The sequence below is a fragment of the Youngiibacter multivorans genome (assembly GCF_017873395.1).
GTDB classification, from domain to species: Bacteria; Bacillota; Clostridia; order Clostridiales; family Clostridiaceae; genus Youngiibacter; species Youngiibacter multivorans.
Window position 1 is genome coordinate 1 of sequence record NZ_JAGGKC010000031.1, and the last position, 23,512, is coordinate 23,512.

23 protein-coding genes are annotated in these 23,512 nt (G+C 45.0%); 20 read left to right on the forward strand and 3 right to left on the reverse strand.

What is annotated here, in order from left to right; genetic code table 11:
• The first annotated feature begins 292 nt into the window (after nt 1-292).
• The 6 genes from J2Z34_RS17670 (at nt 293) to J2Z34_RS14830 (ending at nt 4,427) form a co-directional block, all read left to right on the forward strand.
• Nucleotides 293-829 (forward strand): cytochrome b5 domain-containing protein, encoded by a 537-nt coding sequence (locus J2Z34_RS17670; RefSeq protein WP_245250821.1) that lies wholly within the window; start codon nt 293-295, stop codon nt 827-829.
• Nucleotides 830-998: 169 nt separating this feature from the next.
• Nucleotides 999-1,640, forward strand: coding sequence for a TetR/AcrR family transcriptional regulator (locus tag J2Z34_RS14810; protein ID WP_209460650.1), 642 nt, complete (start codon nt 999-1,001; stop codon nt 1,638-1,640).
• Nucleotides 1,637-2,527, forward strand: coding sequence for an ABC transporter ATP-binding protein (locus J2Z34_RS14815; RefSeq protein WP_209460651.1), 891 nt, complete (start codon nt 1,637-1,639; stop codon nt 2,525-2,527). The genes J2Z34_RS14810 and J2Z34_RS14815 overlap by 4 nt, the downstream gene beginning before the upstream one ends.
• Nucleotides 2,524-3,321, forward strand: coding sequence for an ABC transporter permease subunit (locus tag J2Z34_RS14820; protein WP_209460652.1), 798 nt, complete (start codon nt 2,524-2,526; stop codon nt 3,319-3,321). Before J2Z34_RS14815 ends, J2Z34_RS14820 begins: the two co-directional genes overlap by 4 nt.
• Before the next feature lie 14 nt (nt 3,322-3,335).
• Nucleotides 3,336-4,133, forward strand: a complete 798-nt coding sequence (locus J2Z34_RS14825; protein WP_209460653.1) for an ABC transporter permease subunit — start codon at nt 3,336-3,338, stop codon at nt 4,131-4,133.
• A gap of 96 nt (nt 4,134-4,229) precedes the next feature.
• Nucleotides 4,230-4,427: a hypothetical protein gene (locus J2Z34_RS14830; RefSeq protein ID WP_209460654.1), complete on the forward strand. Its 198-nt coding sequence runs from the start codon at nt 4,230-4,232 to the stop codon at nt 4,425-4,427.
• A gap of 114 nt (nt 4,428-4,541) precedes the next feature.
• Here the strand turns inward: J2Z34_RS14830 and J2Z34_RS14835 are convergent, their stop codons facing one another.
• The 3 genes from J2Z34_RS14835 to J2Z34_RS14845 form a co-directional block, all read right to left on the reverse strand.
• The gene (locus tag J2Z34_RS14835; protein ID WP_209460655.1) at nt 4,542-5,177 is read right to left on the reverse strand and encodes a YczE/YyaS/YitT family protein; all 636 of its coding nucleotides are present in this window, start codon (nt 5,175-5,177) and stop codon (nt 4,542-4,544) included.
• A 112-nt stretch (nt 5,178-5,289) separates the two neighbouring features.
• Nucleotides 5,290-6,489: a thiolase family protein gene (locus J2Z34_RS14840; protein WP_209460656.1), complete on the reverse strand. Its 1,200-nt coding sequence runs from the start codon at nt 6,487-6,489 to the stop codon at nt 5,290-5,292.
• 342 nt (nt 6,490-6,831) lie between these two features.
• On the reverse strand, nt 6,832-8,268 hold the full coding sequence (locus J2Z34_RS14845; RefSeq protein WP_209460657.1) for a sigma-54 interaction domain-containing protein: 1,437 nt from the start codon (nt 8,266-8,268) through the stop codon (nt 6,832-6,834).
• 577 nt (nt 8,269-8,845) lie between these two features.
• On the opposite strand from J2Z34_RS14845, the gene J2Z34_RS14850 reads away from it, so the two are divergent.
• The 14 genes from J2Z34_RS14850 (at nt 8,846) to J2Z34_RS14915 (ending at nt 23,510) form a co-directional block, all read left to right on the forward strand.
• Nucleotides 8,846-10,069, forward strand: coding sequence for a thiolase family protein (locus J2Z34_RS14850; protein ID WP_209460658.1), 1,224 nt, complete (start codon nt 8,846-8,848; stop codon nt 10,067-10,069).
• A 27-nt stretch (nt 10,070-10,096) separates the two neighbouring features.
• On the forward strand, nt 10,097-10,840 hold the full coding sequence (gene fabG, locus J2Z34_RS14855; protein ID WP_209460659.1) for a 3-oxoacyl-ACP reductase FabG: 744 nt from the start codon (nt 10,097-10,099) through the stop codon (nt 10,838-10,840).
• A 33-nt stretch (nt 10,841-10,873) separates the two neighbouring features.
• Nucleotides 10,874-12,193 carry a GntP family permease gene (locus J2Z34_RS14860; RefSeq protein WP_209460660.1) on the forward strand — a complete coding sequence of 440 codons (1,320 nt, stop codon included), beginning with the start codon at nt 10,874-10,876 and terminating at the stop codon, nt 12,191-12,193.
• A 97-nt stretch (nt 12,194-12,290) separates the two neighbouring features.
• A complete protein-coding gene (locus J2Z34_RS14865) occupies nt 12,291-13,154 on the forward strand; it encodes a 3-hydroxyacyl-CoA dehydrogenase family protein (protein ID WP_209460661.1) in 864 nt (287 codons plus the stop codon).
• A 279-nt stretch (nt 13,155-13,433) separates the two neighbouring features.
• On the forward strand, nt 13,434-14,996 hold the full coding sequence (locus J2Z34_RS14870; RefSeq protein ID WP_209460662.1) for an acyl CoA:acetate/3-ketoacid CoA transferase: 1,563 nt from the start codon (nt 13,434-13,436) through the stop codon (nt 14,994-14,996).
• A 62-nt stretch (nt 14,997-15,058) separates the two neighbouring features.
• A complete protein-coding gene (locus J2Z34_RS14875) occupies nt 15,059-15,820 on the forward strand; it encodes an enoyl-CoA hydratase/isomerase family protein (protein ID WP_209460663.1) in 762 nt (253 codons plus the stop codon).
• A gap of 6 nt (nt 15,821-15,826) precedes the next feature.
• Nucleotides 15,827-16,972, forward strand: a complete 1,146-nt coding sequence (locus J2Z34_RS14880) for an acyl-CoA dehydrogenase family protein (protein WP_209460690.1) — start codon at nt 15,827-15,829, stop codon at nt 16,970-16,972.
• A gap of 11 nt (nt 16,973-16,983) precedes the next feature.
• The gene (locus J2Z34_RS14885) at nt 16,984-17,772 is read left to right on the forward strand and encodes an electron transfer flavoprotein subunit beta/FixA family protein (RefSeq protein ID WP_209460664.1); all 789 of its coding nucleotides are present in this window, start codon (nt 16,984-16,986) and stop codon (nt 17,770-17,772) included.
• Nucleotides 17,773-17,793: 21 nt separating this feature from the next.
• Nucleotides 17,794-18,807 (forward strand): electron transfer flavoprotein subunit alpha/FixB family protein, encoded by a 1,014-nt coding sequence (locus tag J2Z34_RS14890; RefSeq protein WP_209460665.1) that lies wholly within the window; start codon nt 17,794-17,796, stop codon nt 18,805-18,807.
• 23 nt (nt 18,808-18,830) lie between these two features.
• On the forward strand, nt 18,831-19,289 hold the full coding sequence (locus J2Z34_RS14895; RefSeq protein ID WP_209460666.1) for a MaoC family dehydratase: 459 nt from the start codon (nt 18,831-18,833) through the stop codon (nt 19,287-19,289).
• A 107-nt stretch (nt 19,290-19,396) separates the two neighbouring features.
• Complete coding sequence (locus tag J2Z34_RS14900; protein ID WP_209460667.1) at nt 19,397-20,965, forward strand: acyl CoA:acetate/3-ketoacid CoA transferase; 1,569 nt, start codon at nt 19,397-19,399, stop codon at nt 20,963-20,965.
• 234 nt (nt 20,966-21,199) lie between these two features.
• Nucleotides 21,200-22,369, forward strand: coding sequence for a homocysteine biosynthesis protein (locus J2Z34_RS14905; protein WP_209460668.1), 1,170 nt, complete (start codon nt 21,200-21,202; stop codon nt 22,367-22,369).
• Nucleotides 22,366-22,788, forward strand: a complete 423-nt coding sequence (locus tag J2Z34_RS14910) for an NIL domain-containing protein (RefSeq protein WP_209460669.1) — start codon at nt 22,366-22,368, stop codon at nt 22,786-22,788. Before J2Z34_RS14905 ends, J2Z34_RS14910 begins: the two co-directional genes overlap by 4 nt.
• Before the next feature lie 2 nt (nt 22,789-22,790).
• Nucleotides 22,791-23,510 carry a UPF0280 family protein gene (locus tag J2Z34_RS14915; RefSeq protein ID WP_342453205.1) on the forward strand — a complete coding sequence of 240 codons (720 nt, stop codon included), beginning with the start codon at nt 22,791-22,793 and terminating at the stop codon, nt 23,508-23,510.
• The last annotated feature ends 2 nt before the right edge of the window (nt 23,511-23,512 follow it).

Below are 23,512 nucleotides of genomic sequence, written 5' to 3' on the forward strand. Positions count from 1 at the left end.
CTGTCTAAAAAACCATGTACATCAAAGAAATCCCAGATTCCTAAATTAGTGGAATTCTATTTGGCAAAGTGGAAGTTGCTTTTTCAATTAACCACATGCGACTATTTATTTGTGATAACGTTTTATTGTTCGGGGAATCCGAGTGGGGATATATAGCATCCCTATCATGTTTCTCAGTATTCTGGCTTTTTTGCGGCAATTTCATGTAATAGTTTCGGAGAATGATTTTGCTGATAATGGTATAACTTTCTTACGGACTTTTAGGTCCGGATATAAAAGGAGACTGATTAAGATGACACGAAACAAAAAAATAATGGCTGCAAGCCTTGCATTAATGCTCGGAACATTCGCACTTGCAGGATGTACGACGGGTGAAGCTGTAGGGGTTACAGGGGATTCGGCAGTAGCGGCAGAGGAGCAGGCACCAGCTGAGGAAAAAGTGGAAGATGCAACAAGCTCAGCCACGAAAAAGTCTGATGAAAGCGAAGATGCTGTGAGCTCGGCAACCGGAGGAAAAGAAAATCCCAGTGAGAAGGGTCCTAAGGGTGAACGTGGAGCAAGACCAGAGGTAGAAAATACAACAGAACAGACAATACCGGACAAGACATTCACACTTGAAGAGTTGTCTCAGTTTGACGGCAAGAACGGAGCAGCGGCATATATCGCAATAGATGAGGTAGTTTACGATGTGACAGATGCAGACGGATGGACTGAGGGAGAGCATGAGGGTTATTCTGCAGGGCAAGACCTTACAGAAGCCTTCGAATCATCGCCTCATAAGGACTCGATCCTCAATGGTCTTGAGATAATGGGAAAGCTGGCAGAATAACTCAATATCAGATTTTTTATAAGGCGGAGCCGCATAAGGTCTCCGCCTTTAATAGCTATTTATATGTAGTATAAAAAACTGTGTAAAATAGTTGCTGATATTATTGACTTGATTGGTCAATGGGTGTAGTCTGAAGCTGTAATAGGAAATCAGTCTGGAAGGAGGAGCAATGTATACGAATTTTGAAAAGCTTGATGAAAGCAAAAAGGAGAGGATATTGAACGCAGCGCTAGCTGAGTTCGCCAGGAACGGCTACAGGAAAGCCTCCACAAATGAGATAGTAAAGGAGGCTGGAATATCAAAAGGAATTCTCTTTCATTATTTCAAGGATAAGCTGAACCTGTACAGATATCTCTACGACTATGCAATCAGGACTCTGATGAATGACCTGTACGGAAAGCTTACATCAGACAGTTCTGACTTTATCGAGAGGATCATGGAAATAACCAGGGCCAAGGGACAGATGGTGCTCAAGCATCCAGAGCTATTCAGGTTCATAGAGACGGCTTATCTTGATGATGCGGATGAAGCCAGGTCATATATGGACGAAAGGACTGCCTTGCTTCTGAAGGAAGGACAGGAGAAAATGCTGAGGGGTATAGATATGTCTAAGTTCAAGGATGGGATTGACATACCAATGGCCATGCAGATAATAACCTGGACATTCGATGGCTATGGCAGGACTGCTTTCACAAAGGCGAAGGCTGAGGGTGCTGATATAGACTATCAGAAAATCTTCAGAGAGAGCGAGGAATACCTTAAGCTTCTAAAAAAAATGCTATACAAGGATGACGGAGGTAATAGGCAATGAGTGTAATAGTACTGGAAAAGCTTACCAAATATTATGGGAAGACAAGGGGAATTGAGGACCTTACCTTTGATGTTAAGGAAGGAGAGATTTTTGGGTTCATCGGACCAAATGGAGCTGGAAAATCGACAACTATAAGGACTCTTCTGAGCCTGATCAGGCCGACATCAGGAAAGGCAACCATATTCGGGATGGATATCGTGAAGGATGCTCCTGAAATTGCAAAGAATGTAGGGTATCTCCCATCTGAAGTTTTTTACTATGACAACATGAAGGTTAAGGAGCTTCTTAACTATTCTGCATCATTCTACAAGAAGGATTGCTCAAAGAGGATCAAGGAGCTTTCTGAGGTAATGGACCTTGACCTTGACAGGAAGATTGAAGACCTCTCATTCGGAAACAAAAAAAAGGTAGGAATCGTACAGGGTCTGCTTCATGAACCGAAGCTTATACTTCTGGATGAGCCTACAAGTGGTCTGGATCCTCTGATGCAGAAGAAATTCTTTGACCTGCTTGAGGAAGAGAACAAGAAGGGGGCTACGGTCCTGTTTTCATCGCATATACTCGGAGAAGTACAGAAGCTGTGCCACAGGGTCGCGATCATTAAGGATGGCAGGATAATAAGGCTTGACAACATTGAGAACCTAAGGGGAGAGACCTACAAGAGGTTCAATATCGAGACCGAAGACAAGCTTTACAATGGACTGCTTAATCTCCCAGGTGTGGATGATGTCATAAAGGATGAAAAGTCAGCAAGCTTCCTGTACAAGGGAGACATCAACCTGGTGATGAAGGAACTTTCAGGACTGAAGCTTAAGAACATCCTCATCGAAGAACCGAGCCTTGAAGAGGTGTTCATGCACTACTATGAAAAGGGTGATGAGTCATGAACATATACCTGCATGAGATAAAGCAGTACAGGAAATCTGCAATGATATGGACAGTATCAATGGTTGCTGTTCAACTTATGTTTCTTAGTCTATTTAGTCAATTCACGGCTGACTCTGAGGCATTCATGAAAATCTTTGAGGGACTGCCGAAGGAGGTCATTTCGGGATTTGCTTTGGACCTCAAGAATCTTCTGTCCTTCAACGGATATTATGGGTATATCATGACTTTCATACTGCTGTTCATGAGCATCATGGGAATGAACTTGGGTCTTGCGCTTTTCTCAAGGGAGAACACAGATAAGACAGCAGATTTTCTTATGACAAAGCCTGTTAAGAGAGAAACTGTAGTAGCAGCGAAACTTCTAGCAGGGATAACTCTCATAGTAATAGCCAATGCGGTACTGATTACAGAGGTTTTCTTCATAGCCGGAGTTCTTCTGAATGTTGAATTCGACAAGGGCGTATGTCTGCTTCTCGGTCTTTCAGTTCTTATAACAGAACTTCTGTTCTTTGCCATGGGTGCACTATGGGCAGTCTTCGCAAAGAGGATAAGGTCGGTCATTACCATATCGGTAAGCATAGTCATGACGTTCTTCATCGCTTCTACCATATCGAGGATAATCGAGGAGGACAAGGTAAAGATACTTCTGCCGTTTAGGTATTTCGAATCAATCTACATTCTGCGTGAAAAGAGCTATGAGATGGTGTTTTTCCTGACTTCAATCGCAGCGGCAGCAGTATTTATAGGTCTTTCCTTCCTTGTATTCAAGAGGAAAGACATCCACGCAGTGTAAGGGGGGCAAGGAAAATGAACATATATTTCAAAGAAATGAAGGCCCAGATAAGATCCCTGATCTTCTGGGGTATAGGAATACTCGCAATGACCTTCGGAGGAATGAGCAAATATGGTGCCCTTGAAGTCACAGGACAGGACATCAATGCGATTATGGATGCCATGCCAAAGTTCCTGAAACTTCTATTTGGGATGAATGGGCTGGACATAGGTACTCTTGCAGGATATTTCGGTGTCCTGATTTCATATCTCATCCTTATGGCAGCGATTCACGCTGCAATGCTTGGCGCAAACATAGTTTCAAAGGAGGAGAATGTAAAGACCTCGGAATTCCTTATGGTCAAGCCAAGATCAAGGACTCAGATAATGGCTTCGAAGATATTTGCAGGTCTTACCGGCCTGATAATATTCAACGCAATGATGTTTGCAATGGCTAAGTTCTCAGTTGATTTTTACTCCAAGGGTGAAAATATTGACAGTCTTCTTTATGAAATGGCGATTTCAATGTTCCTTATCCAGTGCATTTTTTTCCTCATCGGAACATCAGTAGCATCAGTAGTAAAGAAGCCAAAAGTCTCAACAAGTCTTGTAATGTCAATTACGCTTGTATTCTATCTTACGTCAGTCCTTAGCGAGATGGTAGAGCAGGGTGAATTTCTTAGGTACCTGACACCCTTCAGGTTCTTCTCGGTACCGGAATTCATAGATGGTACAGGACTGAGGATTGAATTTATCATAATCTCTGTAGCAGCGATACTGATACTCAATGTAGTGACTTTCAGAGGCTTCAACAAGCGTGACCTGTATATATAGAATTGTTAATTGTTCACAGAATAGAAAAGCAATGGCAATCTCTTTGGCATAAAGAGTTGTATAATTAAGGTAAGAAATACTTGAGGAGGGATCGTAATGCTTGAAGCAAAAGAAGGCTACTGCACCACCTGCGAGAGACTGTCTTACTTTTTGCCGGTCGAGGAAGGCTACCAGTGCCAGAACTGCCAGGCCATAAACACGATGAAGGGGCCTTCTGAACCGGATGAGGCGCCTGATGTCAAAGCGGAGTTATTCGCAGATGTCAACGATCCGCCGATAGATGAGATCCTTTAATCGATTATAAGAACCAATAAAGAAGAATCCCCGCGATATTTTGTAATCGCGGGGATTCTTCCTTGTAAAACCTGTATGGAGGAGTAACTGGTTAAGGCTAATTAGTTGTAAGAGTTAGGAATATAGTGAAGCTATCTTCTCCTTGTACCTTCTTGAGACTACTCCAATCAGCCTACCTATAGAAAGTGATGCGATAATAGTTCCTTCCCTCAATCCGGTTATGTTGCCCATGAATACGAGTGAAAGGATTATGGATGTTGAAACACAGATGACATCGAATATGGATTTCACTTTGGAAAACTCAACATGCCAGTGGTCTGAAATGGTCTTTACAAGTCCATCAGGCGCATTCATTACAACATCGGTAAGCACGACAGTATACACGCCGAAAGCAATCAGAACGAGGCTTACCGCCAGCATGGCAAGTCTCACGGGATATATGTCCGTAGCCAGGTTCCTTGTTAGGAACATGCTCATGTCAGTGAACAAGCCGAAAACATAAGAGAATACGAACTGGAGCAGGTGCCTCAGCTTGAAATCCTTCTTCAGTATAAGAAGCTGAAGGAATATGCAGAAAGAGTAGAAAGCTGTGGTTGTGAATCCTACGGTCTTACCGGTTATCCTGCTTAGCGTATAAGGTATTGAGCTTACAGGCGATACTCCAAGGCCAGATCGAATCGAAAAGGCTATTCCAAATGACAGGACTACGAGTCCCAAAATATATACAATGAATCTTCGAATATTAGGCATTGAGAGTTACTCCTTTAAGGGCATCGTTTGTTCTTTGCAAAATTGGCAGAGGGCATGACAAGACATGTCGGGTGTCAATCGAATGCGTTACAAACGGCTTACCGTGTAACAATCAGTCTACTTTGATAACTACTGCCGCTCCGATATCACCTGCAGCACATCCGGTGAAGGCACCATAACCTCCTCCTTGGGCTGCAAGAAGCTCTATAAGCTCGATTATCGACCTGCCTGCAGTAGGTCCCTGGGGATGGCCATACACCATGGAGGATCCGCAGTTGTTTATTATCTTCTGGTCGATGCCAAGCATCCTTCCGAGGTTCGCATCATTAACTGCGAATGGATTATGTGTCTTCACCTGGCTAAGGTCCCTGACTGAAATCCCTGCGTTCATAAGAGCCTTCTCAAGTGCTGGTGCAGGTGCTGCAGCCATTCTTCCGGCTCCAATCCTCACGATACCATACGACAGCACCTGGACATTTATGTTCTTGTCGGTGCTGAGCTCTTTAGCCTTATCTTTGTTGGTGACAATGATTCCGCAATTGCCGTCGGCCGGATGTGTCTGGCTTCCGAAGGTAAGGACTCCGCCTTCCTCCAATGGTTTAAGTCTGGCCAGTTCTTCAGCTATAGCAGGCTTTACGCCCTCATCTTCTGAGATGTACTTGAAGTTCTTCTTTCCTTCTTTGAGCTCAACCGGGAACATGTAACGCTTCTGGAATTCCCTGTCGTTTGCCAGTGCATCAAGATACTGCTGATATCTGAGCAGCGCAATTTCATCACACTCTTCTCTGGTAATGCCGACTTCCTTCGCAATGAGCTCTGCTGTCTGGTACATTTGCAGTCCTGCTCCCGGTGACGGATCCTTTTTAAAATTGTCCAAGACCACGTTCTCCACGTCAAGGCTGCCTGTCTTTGGATTCGGTGCTACAATAATCGGAGTGCTCGAGCATCTGTCGGTGGAGAGGCAGAAAACAGTATCAAAGTTGCCTAGCTCGACATCGTTTGCAGCAAGACCCAAGGTAGTTGTTGATGTAGCGCAGACCTGATTAAGTGAAATCGCAGGTATTTCCTTCTTCCTGTCAAGGATCACAGCTGCAGCATATGCATGTCCGTAAAAAGACAGGGGATTGACGACTGTAGATCCAAAGTAAAGATAGTCCAATACGGTAGGATCTATCTGCTTATCTGCAAACCACCTCTTCGCGGTATCTGCTCCCAGAACAATCGGGTTTTCGCCCTTAAGTGAACCGTTCCATCTGACAAACGGAGTGGAATAATATCCTCCGTAGGGAATAAATGCTTTAGTGTAAGCCATGGGTAAATCCTCCTTTAATAACAGTCTTGAAAACAACATCAATATTTATAAAGCAAGAACAGTGCCAAAATCACAGATGAGTCGTGCTAAGAAAATGATAAAAAAAGGCTGCTAACTAATACGAAATTCAAATAAGTGCTAAATATCATGCCTGCTAATTTCTAATTCGGAAAGCGTATACACCATTTATAGAGTATCCGGAGAAATTTGAAGGAACAAATTCTCAAATAGTAGAATATTAGTGCATTTTTGCAATACGAATCTCCAATTCAATCATAAGAAAGATGAACCGTATTGAAGAAAAACACAAACCTGGAAGGCTTGTGCTTTAATGAAGTAATCCTATTTCACACCGACCTTTTTCTGGATTCCCAGCTCCTGCATCTTCCTGTAAAGCATGCTTCTGTGGATTCCTAGTATGTCAGCAATCTCGTTTATTCTCCACTCCTTCTCATTAAGGAGTTTGGTAATGTATTCCTTTTCAACGGCTTTCACGAGTGATTTGAGGTCGCCGGAATGCTGCGCAACTTTTTCTTGAATCGCGGTGCTGTCCAACACAGGTTCACTGGTTGGTACGGCAATTGTAAGCTCAGCGATATCATTGATGCTGCCTGGGACTATGACCATCCTTTCTATGAGGTTCCTTAGCTCCCTGATGTTTCCAGGCCAACTGTGGGCTTCAAGAGTCTTCTTCATCTCAGAGGTAAGAGAAAGCCCGGTATCATATTTCTTGTTGAACTGTGATATGAAATGTTCGGCTATTGGGACTATGTCCTCTATCCTTTCGCGCAATGGAGGAATCTTAACGGGTATGACATTAATCCTGTAGTAAAGGTCCTCCCTGAATGAGCCATCCTTGACCTTCAGTGCAAGGTCCTTGTTAGTTGCAACGATCAGACGGACATCAGTCTTTATAAGGTTAGTTCCACCCAGCCTCTGGACTTCACCGGATTCTATGGTCCTCAGAAGCTTTGTCTGAAGGTTAAGCGGCATGTCGCCAATTTCATCAAGGAACAAAGTACCGGTGTCAGCCATTTCAAAGAAGCCAGGCTTTCCCTTTGTCAGAGCTCCTGAGAAGGCTCCCTTTTCATAACCGAAGAATTCAGATTCAAGAAGTTCTGTCGGTATAGCTGCGCAATTTACAGGAATGAAGGGTTCATTGCATCGCTGACTTTCATTGTGTATGAACCTTGAAAGGACTTCCTTTCCGGTTCCCGATTCTCCCTGAAGATACACAGTACTGTTGGTCCAGGCAACTTTCTCCAGATACGAGAGGATCTCAATCATTGAAGGACTCTCTGCAATTATAGCATTCCTGTTCTTGTCCAGACTTCCGATATATTCAATGGCGGATTTATACCTTCTGGATTTTGCTTTTACTGAATTGAGTTCATCAAGGTACTTGTCCATAAGGCTCTCAACTCGTACATTTGTGACTGTCATTACCATCTTATGATTTTCGTCAAATATTGGGGTGCAGGTTGAAACAACCCTGTTGCCTTCTTTGACAGTTACAATGCCTGTGGTTCGTTCACCTTTGATAATTGCTTCCATAACAACAGAATGGTCGTAGCGGCCCTCCTTTACGAGGTCATCCACATTTCTTCCAATCATTTCACTCTCAGGAAGACCCATATTCTGATATGCTACCGGAGATACATAGGTGACATTTCCCAAGTGATCGGTAACCATAATGCCATCTGAAGAATTGTTTAGCACATCAATCATCTGGTCGAATGAAATGGTGGTCTTTTTAAATAATCGTTGTGATTCTGCCATGCATGGTCCCCCTTGAAAAAATATTCGCCCAAAGAAATGGTTTTCAAGAAATAATATTACTATAAGATGAAGAATTTGTCATGAAATTGTGAAAAAATTGCTGAATTCAGCCTGCTTCATTTCGCTATTTATATCTGAAGTATCGCCTGGTGAATCAGGGAGAAATCTGAATAACCAGATTTAAGATCGATCTGAGCTGAGATATTTGAAAAATTGCAGAACAATTAAGTACATTTAAACATAATAATCGAGGATATGTCCAATATTGAAGTTTAATCGGAAATTTAATCGGTTGCAAAAATGCGATTTTTGTGTGATTTGAGAAAAAAGTCTACAATTGTAGACTTTTCTAACAGAGAAAAAGATATCGGTTTCAGTAAACGTTTCTTGAAAATGAGAAAATTGGGGATTGATTTTGATAAATCAATAACAAAAATAAGTAAATTTATCAAATATGTCAATTAAATTCGAAATTGAAGTTTTGGCACGAGGATTGCTCTATATATGGCGAGAGAAACGAAGAAAGTAAATCTTCGATTGATCAAATGTGAGGTAGCAAACAACTCAGGAGGTAGGAATGGAAAAGAAGGTAGTAATTACAAGTGGAGCAAGAACTGCGGTTGGAGCGTTTATGGGAGGACTCAAGACGGTTCCTGTACAGCAGCTTGCTGCAAAGGCTATAACAGAAGCGCTTAAGCGTTCAAATGACCTTAATCCCGAACTGGTGGATGAAGTAGTAATCGGTCATGTTGAGTCATCAGGTGAATCACCTAATATTGGAAGAGATGCAGCTCTTCTTGCTGGACTTATATCAGCGCCAGGAAGTTCGGTAAACAGGATATGCGGATCAGGAATGCAGTCTGTAGCCAATGGCTTGATGCTGATCCAGACTGGAAATGCAGATGTTGTTGTTGCAGGTGGTGCAGAAAGTCTTTCAAGGGCTCCTTTCTATCTTCCTCTTGAGGCAAGGTATGAAGGCCTGAAGATGGGAAATCAAGTCCTTAAAGATGCAAATACAACATACCATTACAATGCACAACCAGCGCCACAGTACCCAAGCATGCACATGGGAAACACCGCTGAGAATGTTGTAAGACGTTATTCCATCCCAAGAGAGGATGCAGACAAGTTTGCATTCGATAGCCAGATGAAGGCAAAGGCAGCTATGGAAACAGGCAGATTCGATAGAGAGATAGTACCTGTAGAAATTAAGGGCAGAAAGGGTGACTCGACATTCGTAAGCAAGGACGAGCATCCAAAGCCAGCTACAAACATGGAAGGCCTCGCAAAGCTCAGGCCAGCATTCGAGAAGGATGGAACTGTAACAGCCGGCAATGCTTCAGGACTTAATGATGCAGGTGCTGCAGTAGTGATGATGAGCCAGGATAAAGCTGATGAACTGGGACTTGAGGCGATGGCAGAGGTCGTGGACTTCGCTGTAGTAGCACTTGATCCGAACGTCATGGGACTTGGACCTGTCTATGCAATCAGGAAGCTGCTCGAAAAGACGGGACTAACCAAGGAAGACATCGATGTATATGAGATCAACGAGGCATTTGCAGGACAGATGCTCGGCTGCATGAAGGAACTCGACATGTACCTTGACAGCCCGCTTTACGAAAGAATCAACCCTAACGGCGGAGCGATCGCACTTGGACATCCCCTTGGTGCTACAGGCACAAGGCTTGTAATAACAGCAATGTACGAGCTCATCGAGAAGAACAAGAAGTATGCGATAACCAGCGCCTGCATAGGTGGCGGAATGGGAATAGCAGTACTTTTGAAGAACCCGAAGGCGTAATAGATCGAAAATAGAGGAGGAAAATAGATGAGATTAGAAGGAAAAGTAGCCGTAGTAACCGGATCAGCAAGAGGACTAGGAAAAGCGATAGTCGAGAGGCTTGCCAAAGAAGGGGCCAAGGTTGTAGTAACAGACGTTAATGAGGAGGGATGCATCAGTACAGCAAACGAAATAATCGCAAACGGAGGAGATGCACTGGCGGTAAAATGCGACGTGACAAGCAGGGAATCTGTTGAGGCACTTGCAGCGGCAATAATTGCCAAGTACGGGAAGATCGACATACTTGTCAACAACGCAGGAATCACAAAGGACTCATCACTTAAGAAGCTCACTGACGCAGCATGGGATGCAGTAATCAACGTAAACCTTAAATCTGTTTTCCTATGCACACAGATTATGAGCAGCTACATGGTAGAACAGAAGTGGGGAAGGATCATCAGCCTTAGCTCACTTGCAGGAGTAGCTGGAAACTTCGGACAGACCAACTATTCAGCATCGAAGGCAGGAATAATCGGTATGACAAGGACCTGGGCAATCGAGCTTGGAAGGAAGAATGTCACAGCAAATGCAATAGCACCTGGATTCATGAACACTGAAATGACAAAGACCATACCTGCTGACATCACTAAGACGCTTCTTGCAGCAATACCTGTTGGAAGAATGGGAGAGCCTGAGGAGATCGCTGCAGCTGTAGTATACCTTGCTACAGAAGAGGCTGGATTCGTAAACGGAGTAACACTCAACATCAACGGCGGAGCATACGTCAACTAAAAAACATAATAAAAATATAGGAGTGATTTATAAATGCTTGGAGTAATAGGATTACTGGCAGCCATAGCAATACTCATATTCTTCGTTTTCAAGGGTTATCATGTACTGCCTGTTTCGCTTGTCGCTGCAATGGTTGCTATCATATCAAACAACGCGGACATCTGGAAGGTTCTTACAGAAGGTTACTCAACATCTCTTAAGAATTTCGTAGGAAACTATATCATCATGTTCTTCCTCGGTGCACTTGTCGGAGAGGTTCTCCAGCAGAGCGGTGCTGCAAGGACAATTGGAGTAAAGCTTGCTGAAGTATTTGGAAGCAAGAGAGCGCTTCTTATAGTAATTCTTACTTCAGCCCTGCTTTCATACGGCGGAGTATCGGTATTCGTAATAGTCTTCTCCATATACCCGATAGCACTCTTCCTGTTCAAGGAAGCTGATGTTCCAAAGAGACTCATACCAGGTGCCGTAATGCTTGGTGCTGGATCATTCACAATGACGTCAGTCCCTGGATCACCAGCACTTACAAACATCATCCCGACCACTTATCTTGGAACCACCTCAACTGCAGCGCCTATACTTGGTATCGCAGCTGCAATAACAATGTTCATAGTGGGTTACTTCCTCCTTACTTTATATGAGAAGAAGATGAAGGCAAACGGCGAACACTTCGTGCCAGGTCCGAACGATATCGTAAGGGAACTTACTGCTGAAGAGATCAAGGCACTTCCAAGCTTCGGATTGTCAATAATTCCACTGATATTCATAGTTGGAATAATACTCGGTGAAAGATTCCTCAAGATAGGACTGCCATCGACATTCACTGTCATAATAGCACTGTTTGCAGGAGCACTTATTGGCTACGGACTTTTCTGGAACAGGATCAAAGAGAGAAAAGAAGCTCTTACAACCAGCGGAAACGGAAGCATCAGGGCCATACTGAACACAGCTTCAGTTGTAGGACTCGGCGGAGCTATAAGAATGGTTCCTGCATTCCAGGCCTTCGTAACCTTCGCTACAACGACTTCACTTCCAGCTCTTATATCAGTAGCGTTCGCAGTAAACGTAGTCGCAGCTGTAACCGGATCATCATCTGCAGGTATTACAATATTCATGGAATCAATGTCCAAGGGATTCCTTGCCAATGGAGTCAACCCACAAGTTCTTCATAGAATAGCTGCAATATCAGCTGGAGTTCTTGACTCGCTTCCACATGCAGGTCCTAACGTAACATTCCTTGCAGTAACAGGACTTACCTTCAAGGAAGGCTATCCAGGAATATTCATATCCACATGTATCGTTCCTTTCTCTGGGCTTATCGTTGCAATAATACTCGCATCGTTTGGAATAGTTTAACAAACACGACACTAAAGCAAATAATGGATCGCCGGTAATCAGGCTAATGCCTGGTTACCGGATCATCTGAAAGTACCAGAATAGCAGGAGGTAAAAAATGGAAATCAAAAAAGTTGGCGTTGTTGGTTCAGGTGCCATGGGTACCGGAATAGCCCATGTATCAGCTCAGAGTGGCTATGAAGTTGTAGTCTATGACATCGCTGAAGCTGCAATCGGGAGATCAAGAGACAGCATAGCAGCCCTGTTTGACAAGTCAATACAGAAGGGAAAGGCAACTGAGGAGCTCAAGGCAGAGACACTGGGAAGAATGACCTTCACGACTGACATCAATGATCTTAAGGATGCTGACCTTGTAATCGAAGCTGTTGTAGAAAACCTTGAACTTAAGCAGAAGGTTTTCAGCCAGCTGGATTCTATAGTTAAGCCTGAGGCGATACTTGCATCGAATACTTCCACAATGTCCATTACAAAGCTGGCTACAGCAGTAAAGAGGCCTGAGGCATTCGCAGGAGTACATTTCTTCAATCCAGCACAGGTAATGAGGCTCGTTGAGCTTATAAGAGGCTACTACACAAGCGATGAGACCATCAAGTCACTTCAGGCTTATGTAAGGGCAATAGGCAAGGAATCAATCGAAGTAAAGAGGGACGTTCCAGGTTTCGTAGTCAACAGGCTTATGCTTATTCAGTTCAAGGAAGCTCAGCTTGTCTACGAGGAAGGCATTGCATCACTTGAGGATATAGACAAGGCGATGACACTGGGACTCAATCACCCTATGGGACCATTCACACTTATGGACTTCACTGGACTCGACATTTCATATGATTCACTGGTATACCTTCATAATGAATTCGGCCAGGACAAATGGGCACCACCTGTTTCATTGAAGAGGATGATCAACGCTGGTCGCCTTGGCAAGAAGACAGGCGGAAAAGGCTGGTTTGACAGCAGTAAGAAATAGCAGCATAATTGGCAGTTTGCATGTTGATGGCCAGACAGAAGAGCTGGAAGGTTTTGAGAAAGGCAGGCATTTTGTATGAAAGCTTGCCTCTCAACATGCAGGACACTAGAACAGATTAACGAATATTGGTTTGAAAGCAAGCAAAAATGCTTAGACATAAATGGTGTGTTAATTAACAAAATCAGGAGGTTTACGCCTGGCTTTGACAAAATATTATCTATTAAAAGATGAGACTGAAAGTTGCTCAAAATTGAAAATGCACTATTAGGGAGGTACAGAATGAACAAGTTAACAAGCGCAAAGGATGCAATCGAACTTATAAAAGACGGTGATGTGGTTGCAATATCAGGTTTCATGCTTGCAACAGCAGCTGACGAGATTTATGCGACCATAGAGGAGAAGTTCCTTACAACTGGTTCGCCTAAGAGTCTTACTCTATATCAGGCTGCCGGAATCTCAGACTACAAGACTGCTGGAACACTCAGGCTTACTCACGAAGGATTGCTCAAGAGGTATGTCACTGGACATTTTGCAAACAATCAGGCCATGATAAGCCTTGTCAACAACAATAAGATCGAGTGCTACAACCTTCCCCAGGGAGTCATCTGTCACCTATATAGGGCAGCTGCCGCTGGCAAGGTTGGAGAGATCACAAAGGTTGGCCTTAACACATACATGGACCCGAGACAGCTTGGCGCTAAAATGAATTCTGTAACGACCGAGAACATAGTCGAGCTGATTGATGTGCTTGGTGAGGAACATCTGCTCTATAAGGCTCCGAAGTTCAATATTGGATTAGTAAGAGGCACTACTGCTGATGAGCATGGAAACATTTCATTCGAAGAAGAATCTTCGTATATAGATGCACTTGATGTGGCAATGGCTGTAAAGGCCTGCGGAGGCAAGGTCATAGCTCAGGTCAAAAATTATGTGAAGTCTGAATCGATGCAGAGGAATAAGGTCCATATACCTGGAGTATTCGTTGATAAGGTCGTAGTCTGCTCAGATGTAGAGAAACATCACAGGATGACTCCCGGTACGGTGTATGATCCGGTGCTTGCAGGCTACTACAAGAAGGATGTTGCTGGCTTCAAGGGAATGGCCCTTGACAACAGGAAGATAATAGCAAGAAGAGCGGCAATGGAGCTTAATGCCAATGCAGTAGTAAATCTTGGGATAGGGATTCCTGAAGGCGTCGCCAGTGTCGCATCCGAAGAGGGCTTTGGTAATGACCTTGTGCTCACCATAGAGTCAGGACTCATAGGAGGAATTCCACAGGGCGGAAACAGCTTCGGATCTGCGGTCAACTCATGGGCTTCACTTCCGATGACATCCCAGTTCGACTTCTACAACGGCGGAGGCCTTGATGTGACCTTCCTTGGCTTTGCTGAGATAGATCCGAAGGGAAACATCAACGTAAGCAAGTTTGGACCAAAGATCGCAGGCTGCGGCGGATTCATAGACATAAGCCAGTGCACTAAGAAGATAGTATTCTGTGGCACGCTGACAGCGGGGGGACTTGTTGAAGAAATAGTCGACGGAAAGCTTGTGATCGTAAATGAAGGCAAGCAGAAGAAGTTCCTCCATGACATCGAGCAGATAACCTTCAGCGCTGAAATGGTCGCAAGATTCGGCCAGGAAGTTCTTATAGTAACCGAAAGGTGCGTATTCAAATATGGATCTGAAGGCCTGACCCTCATTGAGGTTGCGCCAGGAATCGATATCGAGAAGGACATCATCGGACAGATGGCATACAAGCCAATGATATCAGAGAACCTCAAGACCATGGATGCAAGGTTATTCAGTGAGGCTGTCATGGGTCTGAAGGACGAGCTCAAATAAAAGGCTTCCTGGTGGATGGAAGGATAGGTTCCTTCCATGGCAGGTATTTGGAGGTAAAAGCAATGCTTATTGAAAAAAGAGAATCAATTGGAATAATAACCTTTGACAGGCCGGAAGCGCTGAATGCACTTAATACCGGTGTGCTTCAGGAACTTGAGGAAGCGATTGACCGTTTTGAGAAGGACCTTGATATAAGGGTCATCATATTCACGGGAAACGGCAAGGCATTCATATCAGGTGCCGACCTTGATGAAATGAAGGACCTGAGGGATAAGGAAGCAAGGGCATTCATAGACAGGGGTACAAGCCTTTTCAGGAGAATCGAGCTTCTTGAGCTGCCGACGATAGCAGCTGTGAATGGATTCTGCTTCGGCGGCGGACTGGAACTGGCTCTCTGCACTGATATCCGGCTTGCTAGTGAAAAAGCTTCATTCTCGTTCCCTGAGGCTACTCTTGGCATAATTCCGGGATTCTCAGGTACCCAAAGGCTTCCAAGGACAGTTGGCAAGTCAAATTCCAAAGAGATGCTCTTCACAGGAAAAAGGGTGAAGGCTCAGGAAGCATTGGAAATGGGACTGGTGAACCATGTATATCCTCTGGAAGAACTTATGGGCAAGTCGATGGAACTCGCTGAGACGATGGTAAGGAATTCTCCGAATGCGATATCTAAAATCAAGATGCTGGTGGAGAAAGGCGTCGATATGGAACTTGAAGCAGGAATAACATTGGAAAGTGATTATTCTGCACCTAACTTCGAATCCCGGGATCAGATTGAAGGGATAAGCGCATTTTTTGAAAAGAGAAAACCAAATTATAGAAGATAAGGAGAAATAGGTATGAAATTGACTAAAGAGCAAGAGATAATAGTGAAGCTTGCCAAGGATTTTAGCTTGCGAGAGGTAGAACCGCTTGCGGCAGAAATTGATGAGACAGGTGAATATCCTGATGAACTTGTACAGAAGCTTAAGGACACTGGCTTCCTTGGATGCATATTCCCAAAGAAGTACGGCGGATTCGATACAGACTACCTGACATACGCAATGATCGTTGAGGAAGTATCCAAGTACGATGTGGCAACAAGCATGATAATCAGCGGTAACTGCTCACTTTCTGCAGGACCTCTAGCTAAGTTCGGTAACGAACAGCAGAAGGAGAAGTATCTGACAAAGGTCTGCAATGAGGGCATGATAATGGGCTTCGCCCTGACTGAGCCTGGTGCAGGATCTGATGCAGCTGGTGTACAGACTACTGCAGTACTTGACGGAGATGAGTGGGTAATCAACGGAAACAAGATTTTCATCTCAAGCGCAGGAATAGCTGACCTTTACATAGTTATGGCATCAACTGACAAGTCAAAGGGAACACACGGCATATCAGCATTCCTTGTTGAGTATCCATTACCAGGATTCACGATACCAAACTTTGAAAACAAGATGGGTATCAGGGGATCGCATACAGGAGAGCTTGTATTCCAGAATGTAAGGATACCTAAGGAAAACCTCCTTGGAAAGCTTGGACAGGGCTTCCAGATATCAATGCAGGCACTGGATGGCGGAAGGATAACTGTTGCCGCAAGCTCAGTAGGACTTGCTCAGAGAGCGCTGGACGAGGCTGTCAAGTACTCAAAGGACAGGGCTCAGTTCGGGAAACCAATCTCAAAGAACCAGGGAATCTCCTTCATGCTCGCTGAGATGGAGACGAAGCTTGCAGCAGCAAGGCTTCTTACATATGATGCGGCTGCAAAGAAGGCAGCTGGTGAGCCACATTCTCACGAAGCTGCAATGGCCAAGTATTTTGCATCAGAAGTAGCGAACTTTGTAGCAGACAAGGCTGTACAGATACATGGCGGATATGGCTACACGAAGGATTATGTTGTTGAAAGACTTTACAGGGATGCGAAGATCTTGGAAATCTACGAAGGAACCACAGAAATCCAGAAGATAGTAATCGCAGGACACGTCCTTAAGAGAAAGTAGGAGGGAACACAATGAAGATACTCGTCTGCGCTAAGCAGGTACCAGACACCACAGAAGTCAAGATAGATCCAGTAAAGGGAACACTCATAAGAGAGGGCGTTCCCAGCATACTCAATCCTGATGATGCCAATGCAATCGAGGAAGCGCTCAGGATTAAGGACAAATATCCCGATACGAAGATTACAGTAGTATCGATGGGGCCACCTTCCGCAGAGCTTGTACTCTATGAATGCATGGGAATGGGAGCTGACGATGCATACCTCATAACCGACAGGGTTTTCGGAGGTTCAGACACATGGGCCACATCGAATGTCATAGCTGAAGCCATAAAGTACCTTGGAGAATTCGACATCATATTCGCAGGAAGGCAGGCTATTGACGGAGATACAGCTCAGGTTGGACCCCAGATAGCAGAGAAGCTTGGAATACCTCAGATCACATACGTACAGAAGGTTGAAATCGAAGGCAACAAGCTTGTGGTTGAGAGAAACCTTGAGAACGGCTATGAAGTCCTTGAGGCTACCACACCGATAATGCTTACTGCAATAAAAGAACTTAACGAGCCGAGACTCATGAACATGAGGGCTATCCATAAAGGCTTCCATGAAGCTGGAATCAAGCAGATCACAAATGCCGAACTGAAGATTGAACCGGATATGGCAGGACTTAAGGCATCACCAACGAATGTAAAGAAGACCTTCACCCCGGAACTTATCGTCAAAGGAACAAGGATTGAGGGAAATCCAAAGGATGCTGCAAAAGAACTGATAAGGCAGCTTAAGCTGAACCATATTATTTAGTCTTCACGAAAGGAGAAACAGATGAAACTTATCGGAAATAAAGATGAATTTAAGAATGTATGGGTCTATGCAGAGCAAAGAGAAGGCGAACTGCAGAAGATAGCCCTTGAACTTGTAGGCGAAGGAAAGAGACTTGCTGAAAAGCTTGGAGTGGAGGTATGTGCCCTGCTGGTCGGGAAAAATATCGCCGGCCTGTCTTCAAAGCTATTCGAATACGGAGCTGACAAGGTATACGTAGTTGAGGATGACCTCCTTGAACACTACACCACAGATGGAAATACAAAGGTCATCAGCGAAATGATCGATGAACTGAAGCCTGAAATACTCCTCATCGGAGCGACAAACATTGGAAGGGACCTTGCACCAAGAATAGCTTCAAGAGTGTCAACTGGACTGACTGCAGACTGCACCCAGCTAGACATAGAAGCGGAAACAAGGACACTGCTGCAGACTAGACCTGCCTTCGGAGGCAACCTGATGGCCACGATCATCAATACTGAGTTCAGGCCGCAGATGTCGACAGTAAGACCAGGAGTCATGGATCCTCTTGACCCGGTTGAAGGAAGAACAGGGGAAGTCATAAGGATAACTCCTAAGATTTCCGCAGCGGATGTCAGGGTAAAGGTAAGGGAAATTGTCAAGGCAAAGAAGAAGGGTGTCCTCATTGAAGAGGCTCACGTGATAGTATCAGGCGGACGTGCCATGGGCGGTCCTGAGGGATTTGAGATACTCAAGCCTCTTGCAGAGAGACTCGGAGGAGAAATAGGTGCATCAAGGGCAGCGGTTGACAGCGGATGGATCGAGAAGAGCCACCAGGTAGGACAGACAGGAAAGACCGTCAAACCTGTCATATACATAGCCTGCGGAATATCAGGAGCGATACAGCATCTTGCAGGAATGAAGGACTCTGATGTAATCATAGCGATAAACAAGGACCCAGAGGCTCCGATATTCAAGATAGCAAACTACTCTATAGTAGGTGATTACAAGGAAATAGTTCCGGCGCTTGTGGAATTGCTTGGAGAGAAGAACTAATAATACCTATTGGAGATGAAGTAATGGTTGAATATAAACCAAAAGGATTATTTTTTGAAGATTTTGCAGTAGGGCAGGAGTTTGCAACCACCAGAAGGACAGTTACTGATGGAGATGTCATAAATTTCGCATGCCTTACCGGTGACTTCAATCCGATCCATATCGACGATGTTACTGCAGCTGAGGGACCGTTCAAGAGAAGAATAGCTCACGGACTGCTTGGAGTAGCGATAATGAATGGGCAGATGAACCAGCTTGGAATCTTTGAGGGAACGACGATCGCCAAGGCAGAAGATACCAACAAGTACAAATCACCACTTTTTATCGGAGATACTGTAAGCACTCTTATAAAAATCATTGGAGTAAAGCTTAGCAGCAAGGGTGGCAAGGGCACAGTTCTTGCAGACACATACCTCATCAATCAGAGAGGTGAAGTCGTCACTGAGAGCAGCAATGTAATACTCATAAAGTGTAGAAAGTAGTAGGGATGGGAGCGTCCTGAAAAAGGCGGGAACCGTATATGAGACAACATAACGGTTACCCGATGTATATGCAGCGAACAGACAGCATTATTACAGGGGGTATAGAAATGAAACTTATAAGCCAGGAAAACGCAGCCAATTTGGTAAAGGACGGTGATACGATATTCACCGCGTCGTTCGGAATGAACGCATTCCCGGAAGAGTTCGCAATAACACTTGAAAAGAGATTTGTTGAAACAGGAAAGCCAGTTGGGATAACATACTACAATGCAGCGGCCAGCGGAAACTTCGGAGAAAAGGGTGTAGCCCATTTTGCTCATGAAGGCTTTCTGAAGAGGATCGTAACAGGTCATTTTGGAGCAGCCGGACCAGCAATGCAGAAGCTAATCGCTGAAAACAAGGTAGAAGCTTATAACTTCCCGCAGGGAGTGCTTGCCCAGATGCCTAAGTTTGTGGCATCAAAGAAGCCTGCCTACATAACCAAGGTTGGTCTCGGAACCTTTATAGACCCGAGGCTTGAGGGCGGAAAGTCCAATGAGGCAGCAAAAGAGGACCTGATAGACATAATCGAAATCTATGGTGAAGAGTACATGATGTACAAGCTTCCAAAGGTTGATGTTGCAGTCATAAGAGGTACTTACGCTGATGAAAACGGCAATGTAGTGCTTACGGATGAGGCTATCTTAACTGATCCAATAGCTGCGGCAACGGCTGCAAAATCCTGCGGTGGAATAGTAATTGCAGAGGTCAGGGCCATTGCGAAGGCTGGAACCTTCAAGCCAAAGGAAATCAAGGTGCCTGGACTCATGGTTGACTATGTTGTCATCGCTACTCCTGAGAACCACAGGCAGACATCGGGAACCATCTACAACCCAGCCTTTTCGGGAGACCTTAAGATACCGATGCACTCCATGCCAATTATGCCTCTTACAGAGAGGAAGATCGTAGCAAGAAGAGCCTCAATGGAGCTGGTTCCCCATGCTGTAGTAAATGTTGGAGTTGGAATTCCTGACGGAGTACCGACAGTTGCAAATGAGGAAGGAATGAGCCCGGAGCTGAGCTTTGGTACTGAGGCCGGTGTAATCGGCGGAATCCCTGGACAGGGACTTGATTTTGGTAGCGCATACAATGCAGATGCCATAATTGAGCACCCACAGCAGTTCGATTTCTACGATGGCGGCGGAATCGATGTAACGTTCCTTGGCCTTGGCGAATCTGACCATTCAGGCAACGTCAATGTAAGCAAGCTTGGCGGAAAACCTGTCGGAGTCGGCGGATTCGTTAACATAACCCAGAATGCAAAGAAGGTCGTCTTCTGCGGAACATTCACAGCTGGCGGACTGAAGGAAGAGATAAAGGACGGAAAGCTTGTCATCCTCCAGGAAGGAAAGGCCAAGAAGTTCAGGAACAAGATTGACCAGGTATCCTTCGCAGGTGCAATAGCAACAAAGAACAAGCAGCCGGTGCTTTATGTGACTGAAAGAGCTGTACTTGAGCTTATCGATGGAAAGCTGACACTCGTCGAGATTGCACCAGGTATCGACCTTGAGAAGGACATACTTGGACAGATGGAATTCAAGCCGGAAATAGCAGCTGACCTAAAGGTAATGGATCTTGGAATGTTCCAGGAAAAGTGGGGCGGCCTGAAGGAAATCATCTACTCAAAGCACAAGTAAATTTGATTAACAGACTCTTGAGGACTGCCATGAATGGCGGTCCTCAATTTTCGTGTGGATAAAACCTGCCATAATTTTACATTCAAATGATAAATTATCAATTTGTTGGTGAATTTAGCGGTGAAAAATCATTAAAAAGCGCAATCCGTTGACAGCTTGGAATACGCGAGCCTATAATATTATCAATTGGATTTCAGATTATGAGTAATTTCTGTAATCTGGCAGGAGGAACATATGAAGGAAAGGTCTTTCAATGAAATCAATGAAAAGATAAAATCAGGTACAGTCGTTGTATGTACCGCTGAGGAGCTCATAGCCCTTGTGGATGAGGTGGGGCTAGAGAATGCATACGAGAAGGTTGACGTTGTTACAACAGGTACCTTCGGCCCAATGTGCTCATCAGGGGCATTCCTCAATTTCGGACATTCGGATCCGCCTATAAGGATGGAGAAGATAATGCTGAACGGTGTGGAGGCATACGGCGGGCTTGCAGCTGTGGACACTTATATCGGTGCGACAGCGGAGTCTGAAGACAAAGGCTATGAATATGGCGGAGCGCATGTCATATGCGACCTCATAGATGGCAAGGAAGTAGTGCTTGAAGCTCACGGCAAGGGGACGGACTGCTATCCTGCAAAAAGCGTGAGGACGAGGCTTACCCTGTCTGACCTTAACGAAGCATATCTTTATAATCCGAGGAACGCTTATCAGAACTATTCAGCAGCGACAAACACATCGGGAAAGTCTTTGCATACATATATGGGGACACTCCTTCCCAAGACTGGCAACGTGACATATTCGACCAGCGGAGAGCTAAGTCCGCTTCTTAAGGATCCGGGACTGCGGACCATAGGTGTCGGAACAAGGCTGCTGGTTGGCGGGGCAATTGGGTATGTTGCATGGAACGGAACGCAGTGCAAGACATCAGCACCAAAGAATGAGAACGGGACTCCGATGACTCCTGGAGCAACGCTTGCTGTTGTAGGGGAGCTAAGGGAAATGGACACGAAATATATCAACCCTGCGGTATTCAAGGGGTATGGAACATCGCTGAATGTTGGAATTGGAATCCCCATACCAGTGATAGACATGGATATCCTAAAGGGCTGTGCAGTGAGGAACAAGGACATAACTACCAATATAGTGGACTATTCAATACAGAGCCGGTCGAAGCCTGTCGTAAAGACAGTGACCTATGAGGAGCTTCAGAGCGGCAAGGTGGAGATTGATGGAAAGGAAGTCAAGACATCACCGACCTCAAGCATACGTAAGGCAAGGGAGATCGCTGAGAACTTAAAGAAGCTTATCCAGAATGGCGAGTTCCTTCTTGAGGAGCCTGTAAAATTCTTTAAGAAGGATGCCGCAGTGAAGGCCATGAAGGATCCAGAGGAGGTCAGGAGATGAAGACGAAGCTTTTCATGAAGTTTCCACCCCATGTCACAAATACACCGGTAACCTACCAGTTAGTCAAGAAATTCGACCTGAAGTTCAACATACTCAAGGCTGAGATTGATTACAACCTTGTAGGGATCATCCTGTATGACATAGAGGGAGAGGCGGGAAACATATCAGATGCCATGGACTATGTAAGGTCACTTGGGATAGAGTGCGACATGGCGCCTTCAGGGATTGTTGTGAGCGAAACACTTTGCAATGACTGCGGACTTTGTACCTCGGTATGTGCGATTAATGCGCTGTCCATATCAGGACCGGATTGGAAGCTTAATTACGACGCGGGAAAATGCATAGGCTGCAATCAGTGCATACCTGTTTGCCCTACAAGGGCAATAACGCACGGCCTATATGAAGAGCTGGGAGCCTGACTGTGTACGAGGAACGGTCATACAGGGGTATCGTCGGATCGGACCTTAAAAGGATGACAGTAATCGATGAGGAGTCGGACCTGGATATACAGTACAGCGGAGAGATTAAGGGGATTGAACAGGAGCTGTCAGGGCTTAGGGATGTGCTGAAGAAGCAAATCATGAGGGAGCCTGACTTCCTTACAAGTCTTGCGCCAATACCTTCTCTTGAGGATGAACACCCTATGGTTTCCCATATGAAGAGGGCGGCGGTAAAGGCTGGTGTCGGACCCATGGCAGCCGTTGCAGGAGCTGTTGCTGAATACCTTGGAAATATGCATCCTGAATGTGAGGACCTCATAATTGAAAATGGCGGCGACCTGTATGTGAGAAGCTCAAGGGATATCAAGGTTCTGATATATGCAGGAAATTCATCTCTGTCGAACCGAATTGCGCTTGAGGTGAAGGCTGAAGACACTCCGTTAGGCATTTGCACATCTTCTGGAACTGTTGGACACTCATTAAGCTTCGGAAAAGCTGATGCGGTTGTCATAGTCTCAAGGGATGCCCTTATTGCAGATGCTGCAGCTACGGCGACAGCAAACATGATAAGTGCTAAGGAAGACATACAGGGAGCTCTTGAGTTCGCGTCAAGAATAGAGGGGGTTCTGGGAGCTGTTGCAGTAATCGGATCTTCAATCGGCTTCTGGGGAAAAGTTAAGGTGGTGCCAGTGCGGCCTTAGGC